At 70.8% G+C, this 21,188-nt stretch carries 19 protein-coding genes; 9 read left to right on the plus strand and 10 right to left on the minus strand.

Annotated features, from left to right (window positions below; genetic code table 11):
• The first annotated feature begins 33 nt into the window (after window positions 1-33).
• Entirely contained in the window at window positions 34-1,518 is a 1,485-nt protein-coding gene (locus A9X00_RS22430) for an aldehyde dehydrogenase family protein (RefSeq protein ID WP_067158518.1), read from the plus strand.
• Here the strand turns inward: A9X00_RS22430 and A9X00_RS22435 are convergent.
• On the minus strand, window positions 1,515-4,988 hold the full coding sequence (locus A9X00_RS22435; protein WP_067158520.1) for a WD40 repeat domain-containing protein: 3,474 nt from the start codon (window positions 4,986-4,988) through the stop codon (window positions 1,515-1,517). The genes A9X00_RS22430 and A9X00_RS22435 overlap by 4 nt on opposite strands.
• Before the next feature lie 330 nt (window positions 4,989-5,318).
• Between A9X00_RS22435 and A9X00_RS22440 the strand changes: the two genes are divergently transcribed.
• On the plus strand, window positions 5,319-6,857 hold the full coding sequence (locus tag A9X00_RS22440) for a molybdopterin-dependent oxidoreductase (RefSeq protein ID WP_067158522.1): 1,539 nt from the start codon (window positions 5,319-5,321) through the stop codon (window positions 6,855-6,857).
• Window positions 6,858-6,859: 2 nt separating this feature from the next.
• Here A9X00_RS22440 and A9X00_RS22445 read toward each other — a convergent pair whose 3' ends face one another.
• Window positions 6,860-7,060 carry a hypothetical protein gene (locus tag A9X00_RS22445; protein ID WP_067158524.1) on the minus strand — a complete coding sequence of 67 codons (201 nt, stop codon included), beginning with the start codon at window positions 7,058-7,060 and terminating at the stop codon, window positions 6,860-6,862.
• A gap of 210 nt (window positions 7,061-7,270) precedes the next feature.
• Here A9X00_RS22445 and A9X00_RS22450 point away from each other — a divergent pair, with 210 nt between their 5' ends.
• Window positions 7,271-8,509, plus strand: coding sequence for a cytochrome P450 (locus A9X00_RS22450; RefSeq protein WP_067158526.1), 1,239 nt, complete (start codon window positions 7,271-7,273; stop codon window positions 8,507-8,509).
• A gap of 10 nt (window positions 8,510-8,519) precedes the next feature.
• Here A9X00_RS22450 and A9X00_RS22455 read toward each other — a convergent pair whose 3' ends face one another.
• A complete protein-coding gene (locus tag A9X00_RS22455; protein ID WP_067158528.1) occupies window positions 8,520-9,080 on the minus strand; it encodes a nuclear transport factor 2 family protein in 561 nt (186 codons plus the stop codon).
• Window positions 9,081-9,278: 198 nt separating this feature from the next.
• Here A9X00_RS22455 and A9X00_RS22460 point away from each other — a divergent pair, with 198 nt between their 5' ends.
• The 3 genes from A9X00_RS22460 to A9X00_RS22470 are packed head-to-tail and all read left to right on the plus strand — an operon-like array spanning window position 9,279 to window position 13,397.
• Window positions 9,279-10,466: an amidohydrolase family protein gene (locus tag A9X00_RS22460; RefSeq protein WP_067158530.1), complete on the plus strand. Its 1,188-nt coding sequence runs from the start codon at window positions 9,279-9,281 to the stop codon at window positions 10,464-10,466.
• Window positions 10,467-10,476: 10 nt separating this feature from the next.
• Complete coding sequence (locus tag A9X00_RS22465; RefSeq protein WP_067158532.1) at window positions 10,477-12,198, plus strand: amidohydrolase family protein; 1,722 nt, start codon at window positions 10,477-10,479, stop codon at window positions 12,196-12,198.
• On the plus strand, window positions 12,195-13,397 hold the full coding sequence (locus tag A9X00_RS22470) for a cytochrome P450 (RefSeq protein ID WP_067158534.1): 1,203 nt from the start codon (window positions 12,195-12,197) through the stop codon (window positions 13,395-13,397). Before A9X00_RS22465 ends, A9X00_RS22470 begins: the two co-directional genes overlap by 4 nt.
• On the opposite strand, the gene A9X00_RS22475 is transcribed toward A9X00_RS22470, so the two are convergent.
• The 5 genes from A9X00_RS22475 to cobC are packed head-to-tail and all read right to left on the minus strand — an operon-like array spanning window position 13,384 to window position 18,001.
• Entirely contained in the window at window positions 13,384-13,968 is a 585-nt protein-coding gene (locus tag A9X00_RS22475) for a TetR-like C-terminal domain-containing protein (RefSeq protein WP_082975442.1), read from the minus strand. The genes A9X00_RS22470 and A9X00_RS22475 overlap by 14 nt on opposite strands.
• 19 nt (window positions 13,969-13,987) lie before the next feature.
• Entirely contained in the window at window positions 13,988-15,088 is a 1,101-nt protein-coding gene (locus A9X00_RS22480) for a bifunctional RNase H/acid phosphatase (RefSeq protein ID WP_067158537.1), read from the minus strand.
• Window positions 15,085-15,822, minus strand: coding sequence for a zinc ribbon domain-containing protein (locus tag A9X00_RS22485; protein WP_067158539.1), 738 nt, complete (start codon window positions 15,820-15,822; stop codon window positions 15,085-15,087). The genes A9X00_RS22480 and A9X00_RS22485 overlap by 4 nt, the downstream gene beginning before the upstream one ends.
• Window positions 15,819-16,973, minus strand: a complete 1,155-nt coding sequence (locus A9X00_RS22490) for a Nif3-like dinuclear metal center hexameric protein (protein WP_067158541.1) — start codon at window positions 16,971-16,973, stop codon at window positions 15,819-15,821. The genes A9X00_RS22485 and A9X00_RS22490 overlap by 4 nt, the downstream gene beginning before the upstream one ends.
• Window positions 16,970-18,001, minus strand: coding sequence for an Rv2231c family pyridoxal phosphate-dependent protein CobC (gene cobC, locus A9X00_RS22495; protein ID WP_067158543.1), 1,032 nt, complete (start codon window positions 17,999-18,001; stop codon window positions 16,970-16,972). Before cobC ends, A9X00_RS22490 begins: the two co-directional genes overlap by 4 nt.
• Window positions 18,002-18,091: 90 nt before the next feature.
• On the opposite strand from cobC, the gene A9X00_RS22500 reads away from it, so the two are divergent.
• Genes A9X00_RS22500 through A9X00_RS22510 form a run of 3 tightly spaced genes read left to right on the plus strand, consistent with a single transcriptional unit; the run spans window position 18,092 to window position 20,014 of the window.
• On the plus strand, window positions 18,092-18,721 hold the full coding sequence (locus A9X00_RS22500; protein WP_067158545.1) for an HAD-IA family hydrolase: 630 nt from the start codon (window positions 18,092-18,094) through the stop codon (window positions 18,719-18,721).
• Window positions 18,714-19,205: a low molecular weight protein-tyrosine-phosphatase gene (locus A9X00_RS22505; RefSeq protein ID WP_067158547.1), complete on the plus strand. Its 492-nt coding sequence runs from the start codon at window positions 18,714-18,716 to the stop codon at window positions 19,203-19,205. Before A9X00_RS22500 ends, A9X00_RS22505 begins: the two co-directional genes overlap by 8 nt.
• Window positions 19,205-20,014, plus strand: coding sequence for an SURF1 family protein (locus A9X00_RS22510; protein ID WP_067158549.1), 810 nt, complete (start codon window positions 19,205-19,207; stop codon window positions 20,012-20,014). The genes A9X00_RS22505 and A9X00_RS22510 overlap by 1 nt, the downstream gene beginning before the upstream one ends.
• Window positions 20,015-20,020: 6 nt before the next feature.
• Here the strand turns inward: A9X00_RS22510 and A9X00_RS22515 are convergent, their stop codons facing one another.
• On the minus strand, window positions 20,021-20,989 hold the full coding sequence (locus A9X00_RS22515) for a cobalamin biosynthesis protein (RefSeq protein ID WP_067158551.1): 969 nt from the start codon (window positions 20,987-20,989) through the stop codon (window positions 20,021-20,023).
• Between the two features lie 40 nt (window positions 20,990-21,029).
• Window positions 21,030-21,170, minus strand: a complete 141-nt coding sequence (locus tag A9X00_RS30905) for a hypothetical protein (RefSeq protein ID WP_156772235.1) — start codon at window positions 21,168-21,170, stop codon at window positions 21,030-21,032.
• Window positions 21,171-21,188: the final 18 nt, after the last annotated feature.

Consider the following 21,188-nt stretch of genomic DNA (forward strand, 5'->3'; position numbering starts at 1 on the left):
GGGACAACCGCACCGGGTCAAGGGAGACGGACGATGACAACCACGGTCCACAAAGCGCCGGCGACGGATTCGGTCTTGACGATCGGCGGCAAGCCGCAGGAAGGCGCCGCCGGCACCTACCCCGTACACAACCCGGCCCGCCCGGCCGAGCTCGTCGGCCACGCGCCCGCCGCCGACCGCGCACAACTGGACGCCGCGGTGTCGGCGGCGCCGCGCGCCGCCCCGGACTGGCGGGCGCTCGGCGTCGCCGAGCGGGTCGCCGCCATCTCGGTCGCCGCAGCCACCGCCGCCGAACAGCTGGCCGCCCGCGACGGCGCGCGGCTTTACACCCGCGAGCACGGCAAGGTGCTCACCGAGGCGAACTTCGAGATCAGCACCGGGCCCGGCCTCGCCGCGCTGATCGGGTCGATGGCCGAGGCGGCGCTGGCGCCTGAGCAGGTCGACCCCGGCTCCCTTTATCCGCGGCTGCACCGGGAGCCGTACGGCGTAGCCGCGCTGGTGCTGCCGTTCAACTGGCCACTGGCGCTGACGATGACGAAGCTGGCGTCGGCGCTGACGGCGGGCAACACCGCCGTCGTCAAGGTGCCGCCGAGTTGTCCGCTGGCGGCGCTGCAGCTCGCCGGGGCGGTGGCCGCGGCGCTGCCGCCGGGCGTGGTGAACGTCCTGTCCGGACCGGGCAGCGAGCTGGCCCAGGCGCTGGTGACCCACCCGGGAATCGACCTGATCTCGCTGACCGGCGGCGTCGCCACCGGGCGCGCCGTGATGGCGGCCGCCGCGGCGCGCCTCACCCCGGTGCTGCTCGAGCTCGGCGGCAACGACGCCGCGATCATCGCTTCGGACATCGAGGTCACCGACGAGCTGGTGGAGCGGCTGGTCACGGCGACCTACACCACCGGCGGCCAGGTCTGCATGGCGATCAAGCGGCTGTACGCGCCCGCCGACAAGGTCGGCGAGCTCGCCGACGCGGTGCTCGCGCGCTGCGAGCGCGAGGTGATCGGCGACGGCCTCGCCGACGAGACCACGCTCGGCCCGCTGCACACCGCCGCCGGGCGCGACCGGGTCGCCGCGCTGGTCGACGACGCCGCGGCCCGGGGCGCTTGCGTTCGCACGGCGGGTCGGATCCGCGCGGCCGACGTCGACGCCGGTGGCTACTTCGCGCTGCCGACCGTCGTCACCGACCTCGCCCCGGATTCGCGGCTGGCCACCGAGGAGCAGTTCGGCCCGGTGCTGCCGATCTTCGGCTACGACGAGATCGAGGAGGCCGTAACCGCCGCCAACGCAACGGAATTCGGCCTCACCGCGTCGGTCTGGACCGGCGACGACGCGCTCGCCGACCGGATCACGAGCCAGCTCGTCGCGGGCACGGTCAGCGTCAACTGCCACGGGTTGGCCGCGCAGGACCCGCGGCTGCCGTTCGGCGGCTGCGGCCAGTCGGGCCTCGGCCGTGAGCTCGGCGTCGACGGGATCCGGGCGTTCACCCAGCCGCGGACGTTCGTCCGGCACCCCGTGCCGAACTAGCCGCTACCCGCGATCGGCAGTCCGGGGCACAGCTTGACGTAGCCCATGTCGGGCGACACCCAATCGCGCCACTGCTGGCGGCTCATGTTCGAGGTCAGCTTGGCGCACAACATCTCCGGCGACGCGTCCGCCGGCCACAGCCGCACGGTGGTGTCGGCGCCTGCGGAGGCCAGCCGTTGCCCGTCGGGGCTGAATGCCACGCTGAGCACCGGGCCGGTGTGGCCCTCGAGGTAGGCGCCGAACGGTTGGCCCGTCGTGGCGTCCCAAAGCTGCAGCGTGCCTTCGCTTTCCGCGGTGGCCAGCCGTCGTCCGTTGGGGCTGAAGGCCACGGCGTTCACGGTGTCGCCGGTTCCTCTCAGGGGGTCGCCGACCGGTTGTCCGGTTCCCGCGTCCCACAAACGCACCGTCTGGTCGCCGCTCGCGGTGGCCAACCGGCGCCCGTCCGGGCTGAACGCCACGCCGAACACCGGGCCGGCGTGGTCGGCGAGGACGGCGAGCGATCGGCCGGTGCCCGCATCCCAGAGCCGCACCGTCTGGTCGACACTGGCCGAAGCCAGCCGGCGGCCGTCGGGACTGAACACCACGCTGTCCACCCGGCGGGTGTGGCCGGTGAGGGCGATCGACTTGCCGGTGGCGGCGTCCCAGAGCCGCACCGTCTGGTCGTCCCCGGCCGACGCCAGCTGGCGGCCGTCGGGGCTGAACGCCACGCTGAGCACGGGGCCGGTGTGGCCGATGAGGGGCGCGCCGACCGGTTGGCCGGTTCCCGCGTCCCACAGCCGCACCGTCTGATCGTCACCGGCCGAGGCGACGCGACGCCCGTCGGGACTGAACGCCACGGTGTTCACGTTGCCGGCGTGGCCGCGCAGGGGCGCGCCGACCGGTTGCCCGGTCCCGGCGTCCCACAGCCGCACCGTCTGGTCGTCGCTGGCCGAGGCGAGGCGGTGGCCGTCGGGGCTGAACGCCACGCTGTTCACTTTGCTGGTGTGGCCGACCATGGGTGCGCCGAACGGCAGGCCGGCGTCCCACAGCCGGACCGTGGCGTCGCTGCTGGCGGTCGCCAGCCGGTGCCCGTCGGCGCTGAACACCACCCCGTTCACGATGCCGCTGTGGCCGACGAGCAATGGGCCCCGGTCGTGGCCGGCGTCGGCGTCCCACAGCCGCACGGTCTGGTCAGCGCTCGCGCTGGCCAGCCGGTGTCCGGCGGGGTCGAACGCCACGCTCTGCACCGGCCCGGTATGACCGGTGAGCGGCGCACCCACCGGTTGCCCTGTGTCGGCATCCCATATCCGGACCGTCGTATCCATGCTCGCCGAAGCCAGCCGGTGCCCGTCGGGGCTGAACGCCACGCTGAGCACCGGGCCGATGTGGCCGACCAGGGGGGCGCCGACCGGTTGGCCGGTCCGGGCGTCCCACAGGCGCACGGTCTGGTCGTCGCTCGCGGTCGCCAGCAGCCGCCCGTCGGGGCTGTACGCCACACCGACCACCGAGCCCGTGTGACCGACGAGCCGGGGACCGGGCGCGTATCCGGCCCGGGCATCCCACAGCTGCACGGTGCGGTCACTGCTCGCGCTGGCCAGCCAGTTCCCGTCCGGACTGAACGCCACTCCGAGCACCGAACCGGTGTGATCGCGCAGCGGGGCGCCGACCTGGTGGCCCGTCTCGGCGTCCCAGATCCGGACCGTCTTGTCCATGCTCGCGGAAGCCACCCGGCGCCCGTCGGGGCTGAACGCCACGCCGATCACGTTGTCCTGGTGACCCGTCATCGCGGCGCCGACCGGTTGGCCGGTCTCGGCGTTCCAGACCCGCACCGTCTTGTCGAGGCCCACGCTGGCAAGCCGGCGCCCGTCGGGGCTGAACGCCACGCCGTTCACCGCGCCGGTGTGCCCGGTGATGATTTTGAGGGTGCTGGCTCGTTGGGCCACCGCGGTGTAGAGCGGGCCGTCGTCGGCGGGGGTGAGCAGGGCGCGCGCGGCGAGGATTTGCTGGAAGGCCCGCGCGTCCCCGCCGGGCTGGGTGCCGGCCAGCATGTCCTGCGCCTCGCCGATGAGAATCTGCCGCTGGGTGAGCAGCTTCTGGTGCAGCTGGACCTGCGCCTCGTGTCGCGCTTGGACGGCCTGCACACCGAGCATCACGGCGACGAGAGCGACGACGGCGGTGACCGCCAACGCGGCGGCGAGGATCTGTAAGCGTTTCCGCAGCGCGGCCGCGCGCCGCTGGACGGCTTCCAGTCCGGCTTGCTCGCCGTCGGCGCGGGATGCCAACGCCGCCTTGGTCTTTCCCGTGCGCCGCCGGTCTCGGTGTTCGCGCACCGCGTCGGTGAGCACATCGTGGCTGAGTTCGATGCGCTGCGCACCGTAGCGCTCCTCGAGCCGGAGCAGCCGCGAGGCGATCAACCGGGTCAGTTCGTCCTCGGTGAGCCGCGAAGGCACGGCCTCCTCGCGGACATAGCTGTCGCGGAAACCCTTCTCGGTGATGAGCTCGGACTCGATGAACTGCGCGACGCGCGGGGAAAGATCGCCCACGCAGGCCAGGTAGTAGTTCGACAGGATGTCCCGCCTGGCGTCCTGGACCAGCAGATCGTCGAAGTGGCTCTGCCCGCGCCGCTTGCGCTCCTCGTTGAGCTCGCGGCAGAACAGGCTGAGCAGCGCGGGTTCCACCTCCACGGCATCGAAGTCGTCGCCGGGATGATCGACATCGGCAAACGGGCCGCCGCGGACCCGGTGCAGGTCCTCGCCCGCGACGATGCCCACCACCCGGCGTGCCAGCGAACGGGGCATCATCTCTTCGGCCGGTTTGTACACCGCATCGACTGCCTCGCTTGTCCCCATGGGCAACAGGCGCACCCGCGACTGCCCGAGCGAGGGGATGGCCTGGCGCCACTCGTCGAGGTCGGGAACAGATTCCTCCCGCAGGCAGATCAGTAACTTGTAATTGCCCTTCGGCTCGGCCAGCTCACCGAACTCATTTCTGAAGTCCCGAACGAGGTCCGCAACCCGCTGAGCGGGTGCACAGAGTTCCTCGAACTGATCGAGGACGATCACCGGCGTCAGCGGCTCGCCCCGCTCGCTTCGGATTTCGAAGTCGTCGCGATGCAGATATTCCGAAAGCGATTCATCCCCCGAGGGCGGCAGCACCGGATCGGGCACATCGGCCCGAATCGAGCCGTAGACCGATTGACGCAATTGGTGAGCGAGGGGCGCAGCGCCCGGCGCGAGGTCGAAGCGCACGTAAACCGGCAGAAAATGGTTGTCGCGCAGCAACGGGAACAGCCCCGCCCGCAGCAACGATGTCTTGCCGACACCGGACCGTCCGTACAACAGGGTGACCGGAGCGTCGAGAACGCAGCTCAGCAGTGTGGTCGACTCATGGCCACGCCCGTGGAAGAACGCGTGTGCGTATTCCTCAAACGACTCGAGCCCCGGCCACGGGTTTTCGCTGTCGATCTGTTCGGCCGCCGTCGCGCGCGTCATGGCGCGTCACCAAACCCCAAGCGCAAGAAGACATCCGGAGCCCGCAGCGCCCCCCACTCCGGCTTGGCCGAGACAACCGGGATCGACGAACGGATCGTTCGGCGGATCGCGGTCAAGTCTTACGCTCCCATGCGTCCCCCGGGCCTACAAAAGCCCAAGATAAGCGGATGGTCAGGGTGTCGGAGGCTAAATCACTTTTTTCATATCTGCAAGCCCAAAAGGATATCTCGGCTGTTTCTAGACTAGCCGTGCGGCCGGTTCACCGGTTTTCCTGCACGGCAAGGTGTTTGCGGCTCCCGATGGGGCGGCGAACGCGGGTAGAGTGGCTCGATGGCCGTCGCCCCCTCGAATGAGCGGATGATCGCAGGCGTCGCCGCCGCGTCCGTTTCGCTCGGGGTGGCGCAGCTGGTGGGCATTCCATTCGGCGCGCAGGCCGATGCGCGCGCCGCGATCGGCGCGGTTGCCGTCGACGTGACACCGGGGCCCGTCAAAGAGTGGGGCATTCAGACCCTCGGCTCGCTGGACAAGCCCTTCGTGGCCGTCGTGGTTCTGGTGGCGATCGCCACGATCGCCGCCATCGCCGGGAGCCTCGAGACCCCGCGCCGCCCGGTCGGGAGCGCCACGATCGGGGCGGCGGGCGTCCTCGGATGCCTCGCGGTCCTGTCACGGCCGGGCGCGACGGCCGTCGACACGATCCCGACGCTGGTCGGCGCCGTCTGCGGCGTGGCGACCCTTCGTTTGCTGACCCGTCGGATCTGGTCGGGCTTGGACGGCTCGGCCGCCGACGACGCGCCGGACGCCGGCAGGCGCAGGCTGGTCATGCTGGGATTGCTCGGATTCGGAGTGGTGAGCGGCGTGGCGGGTGCGGTCATCACGCGGTTGGTGCATTCGGTGGCCGGCGACCGCACCGGCTTCGCGCTTCCCCGCCCGCGCACACCGGCGCCACCGATACCCGCCGACGTGCAGCCGAACGGCGTTGCGCTGCCGAGCTTTATCACCCCCAGCGCCGACTTCTACCGCGTGGACACCGCGCTGACCGTTCCCCAGCTCAGCCGCGGCGACTGGCGGCTGCGCATCCACGGCAAGGTGGACCGCGAAACCACCTACAGCTTTGACGACTTGGCCCGCTTCGACGTCGTCGAAACGGTGACGACGCTGACCTGCGTGTCGAATCCCGTTGGCGGAAACCTGATTTCGACCGGGGTCTGGACGGGCTACCGCCTGGCCGACCTGCTGGCCGCGGCCGGCGTGCATAAAGACGCAGATATGGTGCTCTCGACGTCGATCGACGGGTTCACCGCCGGGACGCCCGTTCAGGCGCTCACCGACGGCCGCGCCGCGCTCCTGGCGGTCGGCCTCAACGGTCAACCGCTTCCGATCGAGCACGGCTATCCCGCCCGGCTGGTGGTTCCCGGGCTCTACGGTTACGTGTCGGCGACCAAGTGGGTCGTCGACTTGGAGCTGACCCGCTTCGACAAGGCGAAGGCGTACTGGACGCGGCAGGGCTGGGCGCCGCGCGCGCCCGTCAAGACCCAGTCGCGGATCGACGTGCCGAAGGATGGTCAGCAGGTGCCGACGGGGCCCGTGGTCTTCGGCGGCGTCGCGTGGGCGCAGAATCGCGGCGTGCGGGGGGTCGAGGTCCTCATCGACGACGGGGTCTGGCAGCCCGCCGAGCAGGGCGCGAGTTATTCGAACGACACCTGGCGGTTGTGGCGCTTTGCCTGGCAGGCGAAAAGCCCTGGGAAGCATACGATCACCGTGCGCGCCACCGACAACACCGGAGCCACGCAAACGGCGGATCGGGTGGGTAGCGTCCCGGACGGCGCCACCGGCTGGCACTCGGTGGACTTCACCGTCGTGCAGGCGTGACGCTACTTTGACGAGAGCTTCCGCCAGCTCAATGCCGCGATCACTATTCCGATGAGCACCGTGATGGGCCCGATGATGGACCAGGTCGTGGTGTTGCTCATCGGGCTGCCGAGGAGCACTCCGAAGCCCTGAAGTGCCCAGATGAGGCCGAACAGCGCGACGATCACCCCGAATGCCAGCGTGACGACGAAAGCCCTTCGCATATAGGGAGGCTACGCCGGTGTGCGCTCACGGCGTCGCGTGTGTACCGGTGGCGGAAAAGTCGCGAGATCCGCGCCCTGGACTCACACGCAAAGCCCTGACTACACAACCGCCTAACACAAACTGGGGTAGTCGACTACGCGTGTGACGCGCTCCCCCGCCACCAACACTTCGAGGTGAAGGCACCGCACCGACGACCTCTGGGGACGACCATGACCATCGCGGTTGATGCACCGATCCACCCGAGCGTGTTTGACGCCGGCCTACCGACGATCGATTACGAGCATTGCCAGAGCCCCGATGAGGCGCACGAAATCCTCCACGCGGCCCGGCGCCTGGCCCCCATCGCGATCGGCCCGCACGGGCCCGAGCTGCTGACCTACGAGCTGGTGCGGACCGTCCTGCGCGACCCCCGGTTCCGCGTGCCGCAGGGCATGTTCCTGGCCTCCCAGGGAATCACCAGTGGCCCGTTGTGGGAGCGGGTCGCCACGAACCTGATCAGCCTCGACGGGCCCGAGCACCACCGGCTACGCCGATTGGTGTCCAAGGCCTTCACACCACGAGCCACCGCGCGGCTGCGCACCACGATCGCGGACGTGATCAACGAACTGGTCGACCGCCACGCCGCCACCGGCCGCTGCGAGGTGGTCACCGACATTGCGCGCCAATATCCGATCCCGATCATCTGCGCGTTGCTGGGCGCCCCGGCCGAGGATTGGCAGCTGTTCTCGGACTGGACCGACGTCATCTTCAAGGCGTTCAGCTGGGACGTCGCCGCCCACCAGCGCGCCATCCTCGCGTCATGGGACGAACTCGACGCCTACATCGACGAGATGGTCGCCCAGCGGAGGCACTCGCTGACCGACGACCTGGTCTCGGATCTGATCCGCGCCGAGGACGACGGCGATCGCCTCAGCGCCGACGAGCTTCGGATGCTCGCGGCCGGCCTGCTGATGGCCGGCACCGACACCACCCGAAATCAGCTGGCGGCCTCCGTGCACGCTTTGTGCGAGCACCCCGACCAGTGGGAGCTGCTGGCCCAGCGTCCCGAGCTCGCGGGTAACGCCGTCGAAGAGACGATGCGCCATTCACCGATCGCGGCCGCCACGCTGCGGATCGCCCTCGAGGATGTCGAAATCGCCGGGGTGGCGATCCCGGTCGGCACGGTGGTCATCGCCAACACCGCCGCCGCGAACCGCGACCCCGCCGTCTACGACGAACCCGATCGCCTCGACATCACCCGCGACGGCGCCCCGCCGATGCAGACGTTCGGGGCCGGCACGCACTACTGCCTAGGCGCCAACCTGGCCCGACTCGAGCTGGCCGAAGCCCTGGCGGTCATGACGCGCCGCATGCCCCACGCCCGGCGCACCGGTCCGGCTCCGTGGAAGCCCCTCACCGGGCTGAGCGGACCCATGACACTGCCCATCGAATTCGACCCCGGTCATTAGAACGCGACTTTCAACGCGCGCCGACGAAGTCGCGGAATCTGTCTGGCACTTGGGATGTCTCGATTTTCGTGAGGAAGTCGGGCGTCGTAATGGCGCTGTAAGTTTCCTCGCCCTTGATGAAGCCCTCGGCATCGAACGGCCAGACGATCAGCATGCGTAGCGTCAGCAGATAGAAGGCGTTTCGGTCATCAACGGGAAAGCCTCGCGATGCCGCGTCGGCGCCGTAGTAGAGGGAACGCATAACGCCTTCGGTGACGATCGTGTCGTCGTCCACCACGATTCGGTCCATCTCCAACTCCAGGAACCACTGGCCGCCTTTGACAATCGTCTCTTCGTAGAAGCGTCGGACTGCCTGCCGCCCCACCGGACTCATATCGTCGGGTGCTCCCCACGCGACGTACCGAGGGTCCGGGGCGAGGGTCGACATCACGAGATCGAGATCCAATTGGGCCTCGCCCATGGCGTGGTCCAGCAGGCGCCTGAGCATCAGCAGATGCCGCGGATTGGTGGTCTTCGCGATCCGCTCCTCGATAAGCCGGAACGTCTTGGTCGGATCGATGAGCTCGGTCATGGTGCTCCTTCCCGCGGGCGAGAATTGTCCTGAGGCCTTCGAGACTGCGCTGAGCGCGAAAAATTCGCAAAATCTTCGCTCTGGAGGCAGGCTCGGCGCACACCAGGCTCGGCCACGCGCCCGGCCGGCACTGCCAACTTCATATTCATTGCATAGATAGCATTGACAGGGCGGCAAAACCGACGATAGTCAGAACGTATGGCGCTGCTGCCAGACCCCGATCCACGGCAGCGACAGCATGTCGTGATCTCGGTCGACGACCATGTCGTCGAGCCGCCCGACATGTTCGTCGGCCGGCTGCCCGCCGCCGTCGCGGACCGCGCCCCGAAAGTCGTCGAGACCGACGGGCGCCAGGTGTGGCGCTACGAGGGCCGCGAGTATCCCAACATCGGCCTCAACGCGGTGATCGGGCGACCCCGCGAGGAATGGAGCATGGAGGCCGCCCGGTTCGACGAGATGCGGCCCGGCTGTTGGGATGTCGACGCCCGCATCGCCGACATGGACCTCGCCGGCATCTGGGCGTCGCTGAACTTCCCGTCGCTGATCGCCGGCTTCGCCGGCACCGTCTTTTGGAAGAGCGACGACCTGGAGCTGGGCCTGGCCACCCTGCGGGCCTGGAACGACTGGCATCTCGAGGCGTGGGCCGGCGCCTATCCCGACCGGATCATCCCGCTGCAGCTGCCATGGCTGGCCGACCCCCAACTCGCGCCCGACGAGGTCCGCCGCAACGCCGCGCGCGGCTTCAAGGCCGTGAGCTTCCCCGAGCTGCCGGCGCAATGCGGGATCCCGAGCCTGCACAGCGGCGCGTGGGATCCGTTCTTCGCCGCCTGCGAGGAGACCGGCACCGTGGTGTGCCTGCACACCGGATCAGCGCAGTGGGCGCCAATTCCCGCCCCGGACACGCCATTTGAAACCATCACGACCCTGTTCCCGGTGAACGGCCTCGTCGCGTGCGCGGACATGTTGTGGTCGGGCATCCCGGTGCGGTACCCGGGGCTCAACATCACGCTGGCCGAGGGCGGTCTGGGCTGGGCGGCCATGCTCGGCGACCGCGCCGATTACGTTCTGGCGCACTCCGCTTCGGGCCACGAGGGCGGCGCATGGAAGAGCGACCTGCTGCCCAGCGAAGTGCTGCGGCGCAACTTCTGGTTCTGCTCGATCGACGATCCGCACGCGTTCGGCGCTCTCGACGCGATCGGTGCCGAACGCATCCTCGTCGAAAGCGACTATCCCCACGCCGACTCGACGTGGCCCGACACCCAAGAGGTGGTGGCCCGCAACGTCGCCGGCCTGTCGGCAGACGACGCGGCACGGATCACCCACCGCAACGCCGCACAGTTGTTCCGCCACCCGCTGCCCGACGACGCGTGGCTCGCCAGAGCGTAGGAGGCCGCAAGTGCTTGACTTGTTGATCCGCGACGCCGAGATCGTCGACGGCACCGGCGCGCCCGCCCGCCGCGGCGACGTCGGCGTCAGCGGCGGGCGCATCGCCGCCGTCGGTGAAGTCGATGACCTGGCCGCCAAAACCATTGACGCCCAAGGGCAGACACTTGCGCCGGGGTTCGTCGACCTGCACACCCACTACGACGCGCAGCTGTTCTGGGACCCGACCGCCAGCCCGTCGGTGCAGCACGGCGTCACCACCGTCTTCGGCGGCAACTGCGGCTTCACGCTGGCGCCCGCGCCGCCCGACCAACAGGACTACCTCACCCGGATGCTGGCGCGGGTGGAGGGCATGCCCCTGGATGCGCTGCGGGCCGGTCTGGACTGGGGCTGGGCATCGTTCGGCGACTGGCTGGGCCGCCTCGACGGCCGAACCGCGGTCAATGCCGGTTTCCTGGTTGGCCATTCGGCGCTGCGGCTGGCCGCGATGGGCGCCGATGCCGTCGGCTGCGACGCCGGCCCGGAACACATCGAGAAGATGGTCGCGGCGCTGCACGATGCGTTGGGCGCCGGCGCGCTCGGGCTGTCGACCTCCCAGTCGCCCACCCACAACGACGGTGCCGGACAACCGGTTCCGTCGCGCAGCGCATCGCGCGACGAGCTGGTCACCCTCGCGGCGGCGCTGCGCGACCATCCGGGCACCACGCTCGAGGCCATCATCGCCGGCTGCCTGTCCGGCTTCACCGACGACGACATCGCGCTGCTGACCGACATGTCGGCGGCCGCGGACCGCCCCCTGAACTGGAACCTGCTCGGCGTCTCGGCGGCCAACCCGGTCGGGCACGAAAAGCAGTTGCGCGCCTTCGACGCCTCGGCCCAACGCGGCGGCCGGGTGGTCGCGCTCACCCTGCCCCAAGCCATGAAGATCCGGCTGTCGTTCCTGTCCGGCTTCGTGCTCGACGGGCTGCCCGGCTGGCGCGACACGATGCACCTGCCGGTGCCCGAACGCCTTGTCGCGCTTGCCGATCCGGCGGTGCGCCGCCGCCTCGCCGACGGCGCCGCCTCCAAGGAGGCGGGCATGCTGCGCGGCCTGGCGCAATGGGACCGGCTCGTCATCGTCGAGACGTTCGCACCGGAGAACGCCGACGCGACCGGCCGCAGCGTCGGCGAGATCGCCGCCGTCCGGGGTGGCGAGCCCTTCGACACGCTGCTGGACATCGTGATCGCCGACGAGCTGCGCACCGGCCTGTCCCCGCCGCTGACCGGTGACGACGCGGCCGACTGGCGGGCGCGCGCCGAGGTGTGGCGCCACCCGGGCGCGGTGATCGGCGGCTCGGACGCCGGCGCCCACCTCGACATGATGTGCGGCGCCATTTACACCACAGCCCTGCTCAGCAAAGGCGTCCGCGAGCATCAGGTCGTCACACTCGAGGAGGCGGTCCGGCTGATCACCGACGTGCCGGCCCGGTTCTACGGGCTGACCGAACGCGGCCGCATCGAGGAAGGCTGGCACGCCGACCTGGTGTTGTTCGACCCGGCCACGATCGACCACGGGCCCGAGCGCACCCGCTACGACCTGCCCGCCGGCGCGCCGCGGCTGGTCGCCGACGCGTACGGGATCACCTCGGTGCTGGTCGGTGGCGTCGAGGTGTGCCGCGACGGAGTCGCCACCGGCGCCCTGCCCGGCACCGTGCTGCGCTCCGGCCGCGACACCGAGACGGTCAAAGCCTCGTGAGCACACCCGAATTCGACCCCCCGCAGGGCGGGCTGCTCCTGCAGGTCGAGAACGTGCACGAGCGGCTGCGCGAGGCCCGCGAGCAGCATCGGGTGATGATCGGAAATCCCTTCGCCGAGGTCAGCGCCCCGCAGGTGGGTGAGCTCGGCGTGACCGTCCTGGGATACGAGGAGTGCCAGACGGTGCTCACCCACCCCGAGACGTTCTCGTCGTCGATCTACGACCAGATCATGGGCCCGGTCATGGGCGTCACGCTGCTCGAGCTCGAGGGCGCCGAGCACCGCGCCAGCCGGGCGCTGGTGTCGCCGTCGTTTCGCACGGCACTGCTGGAGCGCTGGCGCGCCGAGCTCGTCGAAGTGGTCGTCCACGAGCTCATCGACCGGTTCGCGCCGCGCGGGCGGGCCGAGCTGGCCCGCGAGTTCACCTTCGCGTTTCCCGTCCAGGTCATCGCCCGCATCATGGGCCTGCCGCGACAGGACTACCCGCGCTTCCAGCGGCTGTCGATCGAGCTCCTCAACGTGGTCTACGACTGGGAACGCGGGCTGGCCGCGTCGGCGGAGCTGAAGACCTACCTCGCGCAGATCCTCGCCGAGCGGCGGCGCCGCCCGCAGGACGACCTGATCAGCACGCTGGCCGAGTCGGAGATCGACGGCACCCGCCTGACCGACGACGAGATCTTCGCGTTCCTGCTGCTGATCCTGCCCGCCGGCGTCGAGACGACCTACCGCGCGTCGGGCAACCTGCTGGTGGCGCTGCTCACGGAGCCGGCTCTGCTGGCGCAGCTGCGGGCCGATCGCGGCATGCTGCGCGGCGCCTTCGAGGAGGCGCTGCGCTGGGAGCCGCCGATCACCACGGTGGTACGACGGGCGGTCCGCGACTGTGAGCTCGGCGGGGTCGCGGTCCCGGCGGGCGCCACGGTCAGCGTCAGCGTCGCGGCCGCCAACCGCGACCCGGCGCGCTACCCGGACCCGGACCGCTTCGACCCCACCCGCAAGAACGTCGCCCACCTGACCTTCGGGGGCGGACCGCACCTGTGCCTGGGCATGCACCTGGCGCGGATGGAGGGGACGGTGGCCATCGACGCGCTGCTCGACCGGCTGCCGGACTTGAGGCTGGACCCGAGCGCGCCGGCACCGCACGTCGCGGGCGTCGCGTTTCGCTCTCCGGCTGCGCTGCCGGTCGAGTTCACTCCCGCTTGACCAGCGCGTGCCACGCCATCTCGGCGACCGCCTGGCAATAGCGATCGTCGACGAGCGCGTCGGAGTAGAGGGCGCGAACGTTCAACGGCGCCAGGACGATCTGTACGGCGGCCAGGGTGTTGACATCGTCACGCAAATCGCCGCGCTTCCTGGCCCGGTCGACGACCTCCCGCACCACGGCAAAACGGGCCTCCCACACCTTCATTCGGGTCTCCTCGTCGTGCGGTCCACGACGGTCCATGACCAGCGCCCGCATGAACGCGCGACCCGCATGGCTGTTGATCCGATCGGCCAGCTTCCGGGCCAACGCCAGCAGGTCGCCGCGCAGCGAGCCGGTGTCGGCTATCGAACTGTAGGCCTCCGCGTCGGCCAGGGCCGCGGCGACGATGAGCCGCTGCCGGGTGCCCCAGTAACGGTGGATCATCGCGGGATCGAGGTGATGGCGTTCCGCCAAGGCCTCGATGCTGAACCGCTCGACACCCCAGCGGGCCAGCTCATCGAGCGCCGCCACCATCACCCGCTCCCGCACGTCCGCGGGAACGGGCTCATCGAGTGGCTGTGACGGCTGCATCCATCGCCCCCTTATCGCCCTACAAGTAACCCGTCTGGTTCACCAGCCGCACCGACGACGCCCCGTCCGCATAGAACTCTGCGATGCTCAGCGACGCCAGGTCAAGATGCAGCCGGTACAGGATCCCCGGCCCGGCGTCCAGCGCCAGCCGTAGCAGCATCTTGATCGGCGTCACGTGGGACACCACCAACACCGTCGCACCCTGGTGTGCTTCGATGACCCGTTCGCGCACCCGAAGCACGCGGTCGAGCACGGCGTCGAAGCTTTCCCCGCCCGGCGGCGTCGTGCTGGTGTCACGCAGCCAGCGCCGGTGCAGTTCCGGATCACGTTCGGACGCTTCGGTGAACGTCAGCCCCTCCCACGCCCCGAAATCCGTCTCGATCAGGTCGTCGTCCACCGTGACGTCCAACCCGAGTGCCTTGGCGGCCGTCGCCGCGGTGTCGTAGGCCCGTTGCAGCGGCGAGGAGATCACCGCGGCGATCCCGCCGCGCTCCGCCAGGTAGCGCGCGGCCGCCCCGGCCTGCTGGCGCCCCACCTCCGTCAGCGCCGGATTGCCGCGCCCCGAGTAGCGCCGCTCCACCGACAGTTCCGTCTGCCCATGCCGCAACAACAGCAGCCGGGTCGGCGCGCCCCGCGCCCCGGTCCAGCCGGGCGACGTCCTGGCCTCGGCCGCAACGCTTTTCGCCGGCTCGGCAACGGGCGTGTCTTTCTCGATACCCGCCGCGGCGTCCATCGCCTCGTTGGCCAGCCGGTCGGCGTGCGAGTTCTGGGCGCGCGGCACCCAGGCGTAGGAGACTCGGTCGAACCGCGACGCCAGCTTTCGTGCCTGCGCATGGAGCTCGATCAGGTCGGGATGCTTGACCTTCCACCGCCCGGACATCTGCTCGACCACCAGCTTGGAGTCCATGAAGACCTCGGCCTCGGTCGCACCGAGCTGCAGGGCGTCGTCCAAACCCGCAATCAGCGCCCGGTATTCGGCGACGTTATTGGTCGCGACGCCGATCGCCTGTTTGGTCTCCGCCAGCACCGTCGAGCGGTCCGCGCTGCGCACCACCGCGCCGTACCCAGCTGGTCCTGGGTTGCCCCGCGACCCGCCGTCGCCTTCGATGACGACCTTCACTGGTCGAACCCCTTGACCCGCAACAGGATCGCGCCGCACTCCGGGCAGCGCACCAGCTCATCCTCGGGAGCGGCCGAGATGCGGGACAGCTCGCCGCGGCCGATCTCGATCCGGCAGGCGCCGCACCGATGCCCGAGCAACGGCCCGGCGCCCGGCCCTCCCCTGGCGCGCTGCCGCTCGTACAGGGCGGCCAGCGCGGGATCCAGTCCGGCGGACAAGGTGTCGCGTCGCGACGAGCGAACCTGGCGGGCCTCGTCGATCTCGGCGACCGCCGCGTCAAGGGCCTGCTGGGCGCCGGCCAGTTCGGCCTGCAGCGCCTCGACCGCACGCTGCTCGCCGTCCAGCTGAGCCTGCAGCTCCTCGCGGCGCTCCATCACCTCCAGCAGCGAATCCTCGAGACTGGTTTGCCGCCGAAGCAGCGTCTCGAGTTCGTGCTGCAGGTCCGACAGTTGCTTGGCGTCCGTCGCACCGGACTTGAGCATGGAGCGGTCCCGGTCTTCGCGTTGCCGCACCGCCTCGATCTCGGATTCGAACCGGGACACCTGGGCGTCCAAGTCTTCCAACGCAATTCGCAGCGCGCCCAGCCGGTCGGCGGCGGCGGTGTGGTCGGCCCGGATCCGCTCCACGGCCTCCTGCTCGGGCAGATGGGTGGCCTGGTGCGCGATGCGAGACAGCTCGGCGTCCAGCTTCGACAACTCGAGTAGCGAAAGTTGCTGTGCGACCTCAGCTTTCATGGCTGTTCACCCCGTCCCTCCCCGTCGAAGCCAAGATGCCCCAGAGTCCAGGGGTCGGTGCGGATGGTGGACACCCGCACGGGCAGCGCCTCCCCGAAACGGGACCGCAGGATGCCGGCGACCTGCTCGCACCACGGGAATTCGCTCGCCCAGTGTGCCACGTCGACCAGGGCCACGTCCGAGGCCCGGCGATGCTCGTCGGCCGGATGGTGCCGCAGATCGGCGGTCACATAAGCCTGCACGTCCGCGCCGGCCGCGGCGGCCAGCAGCGAATCCCCGGCGCCGCCGCACACGGCGACCCGCGACACGGGCGCGTCGGGGTCCCCGGACGCGCGCACGCCCCACGAGGTCCGCGGCAGCGCGGCGCCGACGCGGGAGACGAAGCTGCGCAGCGGTTCCGGGTGTGCCAGCGTGCCGATCCGGCCCAGCCCCGCGTCACTGGGCGGGGGCACCAGCGCGAAGATGTCGAACGCGGGCTCCTCGTACGGATGGGCGCCGCGCATCGCCGCCAGCACCTTCGCCCGGGCCCGCGCCGGCGCGACGACCTCGAACCGGTCCTCGGGCACCCGTTCGACGCTGCCGACGCTGCCGATCGCCGGGGAGGCCCCCTCGTGCGGCAGGAACTGCCCGATGCCGCTCACGCTCCAGCTGCAGTATGAATAGTCGCCGATGTGGCCGGCGCCGGCCTCGAACACCGCCTCCTGCACCGCCTCCGCGTTCTCCCGCGGCACGTAGACGACCCACTTGTCCAGATCGCCCGCCGCCGCGAGCGGTTCGAGCACGGCCTCGACGGTGAGGCCGAGGGCGTCGGCGAGCGCGTCGGACACCCCCGGCGAGGCGGAGTCGGCGTTGGTGTGCGCGGTGAAAAGCGAACGGCCGGTGCGGATCAGGCGGTGCACGAGCGCGCCCTTCGGGGTGCTGGCCGCCACGGTGTCCACCCCGCGCAGCAGCAACGGGTGATGGGCGAGCAGCAGCCCGCCGTCGGGAACTTCGTCGACGACGGCCGGTGTCGCGTCGACGGCGACGGTCACCGAGTCCAGCGCGTCGCCGGGGTCGCCGCACACCAGCCCGACCGAATCCCACGATTGGGCCAGCTGCGGCGGGTACGCCTCGTCGAGCACCTCGATCACGTCGGCCAGGCGCACGCTCACCGGGCCACCTCCGCGATGGCCTGGACCAGCAGCGGCCAGTCCCGTCGCACCGCCGCCCGCAGGTACCGGTCGTCCAGGCCGACGAAGGTGTCGCATCGGCGAATGGCAATCCCCCTGCGCTCCAAGCCGTTTCGGATCCGAGCGGCGTCGGGCATGCGGAACAGAACGAACGGACCGCGGCCCTCCACCACGTCGGCGCCCACCGACGCCAGGCCGGCCACCATCTCGGCGCGCAGCTCGGCCAACCGCAGCGCACCGGCCGCCGCCTCGGCGACGGCCCCCGGCTCGCAGCAGGCGGCGATGGCCGTCAGCTGCAGGGTCCCCACCGGCCAGTGCGCGCGCTGCGCGGTCAGCCGCGCCAACAGCTCCGGCGCGCCCAGCGCGTAGCCCACCCGCAACCCGGCCAGCGCCCACGTCTTGGTCAGGCTGCGCAGCACCAGCACGTCGGGCAGCGCGTCGCCGGCCAGCGATCCCGGCTCGCCGGGTACCGAATCGGCGAACGCCTCGTCGACCACCACGATGCGGCCGGGCCGGCGCAGCGCGAGCAGCTGCTCGCGGGTGTGCAGCACCGAGGTGGGGTTCGTCGGGTTGCCCACCACGACGAGGTCGGCGTCGTGGGGCACCCGCGCGCCGTCCAGGCGGAACGGGGGCTCCAGCACGACGTGCCGCACCGGCAGCCCGGCCGCGTCCAGCGCCACGGCCGGCTCGGTGAACGACGGCGCCACGATCGCCGCCCGGGCCGGGCGGAGGTTGGGCAGCAACGCGAAGCCCTCGGCCGCGCCGGCCAGCGGCAGCACCTCATCGCGGGTGCGGCCGTGCCGCTCGGCGGCGGCGTCCTGTGCCGCGTGCACGTCGGCCCGGCTTGGGTAGCGCGCCAGGTCGGGCAGCCGTGCGGCCAGCCGGCGCATCAGCCACTCCGGCGGCTGGGCGTGCCGGACGTTGACGGCGAAGTCGAGCATCCCGGGCGCCACGGCCTGATCGCCGTGATAGCGCGCCGCCGCTGGCGGGCTCGGGTTCAGAGTCGCCATCCGAGAAACACTAGTGGGCCGCGCTGAGCGCGTGCGGCCATCTAGGACAATGGTGAGGTGACAGAGACTGTCCCAGCCGCCGCGGAGCTGGTGATCTTCGATCTCGACGGCACGCTGACCGACTCGGCGGAAGGGATCGTGGCCAGCTTCCTGCACGCGCTCAACCACGTCGGCGCGACCGTGCCCGAAGGGGACCTGGCCGCGCAGATCGTCGGCCCGCCGATGGACGACACCTTCCGGTCGATGTTCGGCGACTCCGCCGAGGACGCGATCACGGCCTTCCGCGCGGAGTACGGCGAGCGGGGCTGGGCGATGAACACGCTGTTCGACGGCATCGAGCCGCTGCTGGCCGACCTGCGCGCCGCCGGGGTCCGGCTGGCCGTGGCCACCTCCAAGCTGGAAGCCACGGCGCGGCGCATCCTCGCCCACTTCGGGCTGGACGGGTATTTCGAGGTGATCGCCGGCGCGGCTCCCGACGGCTCGCGCAAGAGCAAGGAGGAGGTGCTGGCCCACGCGCTCGAACTGTTGCAGCCACTGCCCGAGCGGGTGCTGATGGTCGGCGACCGCAGCCACGACGTGCACGGCGCGGCCGCGCACGGCATCGACACGGTGGTGGTCGGCTGGGGCTACGGGCGGTCCGATTTCGAGGACGGGTTCAGCCTCACCGGCGTGACGCACGCCGCGACGGTCGAGGAGTTGCGGGGGGCGCTCGGTGTCTGAACGTCTGCACGTCACCTTCGTCTGCACCGGCAACATCTGCCGGTCCCCGATGGCCGAGAAGATGTTCGCCGACCAGCTGCAGCGGCGCGGCCTCGGCGACGCGGTGCGGGTGACCAGCGCGGGCACCGGCAACTGGCATGTCGGCAGTTGCGCCGACGACCGGGCCACCCGGGTGCTGCATGCCCACGGCTATTCCACCGCCCACTGCGCCGCGCAGCTCAACGACGACCACCTGGCGGCCGACCTGGTGGTGGCCTTGGGCCGCAACCATGTTCGGATGTTGCGTCAGCTGGGCGTCGGGGAAGACCGGATCCGCATGCTGCGGTCGTTCGACCCGCGCTCGGGCGCCCACGCCCCGGACGTCGAGGACCCCTACTACGGCGACCACGACGACTTCGAGGACGTCTTCGCCGTCATCGAGGCCGCCCTGCCCGGACTGCACGCCTGGGTCGACGAACGACTCGCGGAAAACGGCCAGGCTTGATGTCCCGCCTGGCGTTCCTGCTGCGCCCGGGCTGGATAGCCCTGGCGCTGGTGGTCATCGCCTTCACGTACCTGTGCTTCATGGTGCTTGCGCCCTGGCAGCTGGGAAAGAACACCCGGACGTCGCGGGAAAACCACCAGATCGAGTACTCCCTCAACACCCCGCCGGTGCCGCTGAAAACCCTGCTGCCCCAGCAGGATTCGTCGGCCCCGGGTGCGCAGTGGCGCCGGGTGACGGCGACCGGGCACTACCTGCCCGACGTGCAGGTGTTGGCCCGGCTGCGGGTGGTCGAGGGTGACCCGGCGTTCGAGGTGCTGGCGCCGTTCGTCGTCGACGACGGCCCGACCGTGCTGGTCGACCGAGGCTACGTGCGGCCCGAGCAGGGCTCGCATGTCCCGCCGATGGCGCGCCCCCCGGCGGAAACGGTGACGATCACGGCTCGACTTCGTGACTCCGAACCCACCGCGCCGGGCAAGGATCCTTTTGTCAGAGACGGCGTGCAGCAGGTGTATTCGATCAACACCGAACAGGTCTCGGCGTTGACGAAGGTGCCGCTGGCCGGGTCCTATCTGCAGTTGGTCGACAACCAGCCGGGCGGCCTGGGCGTGATCGGCGTGCCGCACCTCGATGCCGGGCCGTTCCTTTCCTATGGCATTCAGTGGATTTCGTTCGGCATCCTCGCGCCCATCGGATTGGGCTACTTCGTCTACTCCGAGCTGCGGGTGCGCCGCCGGGAAAAGCAACAAACCGCGGCCGCGCCGGTGACGGTCGAGGACAAGCTCGCCGACCGCTACGGCCGCCGGCGGTAGCGACTTTCAGTGTGAACCGAGGCCGTGCAAATCGCGATTCCCTCGCCCTACGCTCACGCCCAAAGCCGTGAGCGCACACGCGATCGTCGCGGCGGCGGCCGCCTGCACCGCCCGCGACAGCGCCACCGCGCGGCGCAGGTCGGCCACGTCGGGCGGCCGGCCGTCGCCGAGCGTCGGGCGGATCTGCAGCTCGTGGCGATACTGCGTCGGCCCGCCGAGCCGAACGCCCAGCGCGCCGGCGAAGGCGGCCTCGACCACCCCGGCGTTTGGGCTCGGATGCCGCGCCGCGTCACGGCGCCAGGCCCGCAGCGCCCCCGACGACGACCCGGAGACCAGCGGTGCGCACAGCACCACCAGCGCGGCGGTCACGCGCGCGGGGAGGTAGTTGGCCGCGTCGTCCAATCGCGCTGCGGCCCAACCGAATCGGATGTAGCGCGGGGAGCGGTGGCCGATCATCGAATCCAGCGTGTTGATGTCGCGGTACGCCAGCACCCCGGGCGCCCCGCCGGCCGTCGCCCACAGCAGCGGCGCCACTTGGGCGTCGGAGGTGTTCTCGGCGACCGATTCCAGCGCCGCGCGCGTCAGGCCTGCGGCGTCCAGCCGGGCCGGGTCGCGCCCGCACAGCGACGGCAGCAGCCGTCGGGCGGCATCGACGTCGCCGCTCTCCAACAGTCGCGACATTTCGAGGCCGGTGCGCGACAACGACGTCCCGCCGAGGCAGACCCACGTCGCTGCGACCGTCGCCAACGGCCCGCCCCGACGGGCGGCGGCCGTGCCCAGCAGCGTCACCGCACCGACCAGCAGGCCCACGTGCAGTGCGCCGGCCCCCTTGGTGTCGCGGTAGGTGGCGCGCTCCAGCGCCGCGGCCGCCCGCCCGAACAGCGCGACCGGGTGGCCGCGCCGGGGGTCGCCCAGCGCGAGGTCGGCCAGGTAGCCGGCCAGCACGCCCGCGGTCCGGGCCCGAGTCGCATGCACCCGGGCAGCGTCTCACACCGGCCGCGACCGGGGTCGGCGACTAGATGGCCAAAATGGCCGCCACAATCACCACGACGATCAGCAGGCCCACCACCCACCACAGCAATGCGTCGGGGTCGGCCGTCGGTGACAGGTTGGGCGCGCGCGGCAGCGGTCGGATCGGGCCAGGTTGGGTACTCATCGCCCTCGTCTGCCCACT

Source organism: Mycobacterium sp. 1245805.9 (assembly GCF_001672915.1).
In the GTDB taxonomy this organism is placed as follows: domain Bacteria; phylum Actinomycetota; class Actinomycetes; order Mycobacteriales; family Mycobacteriaceae; genus Mycobacterium.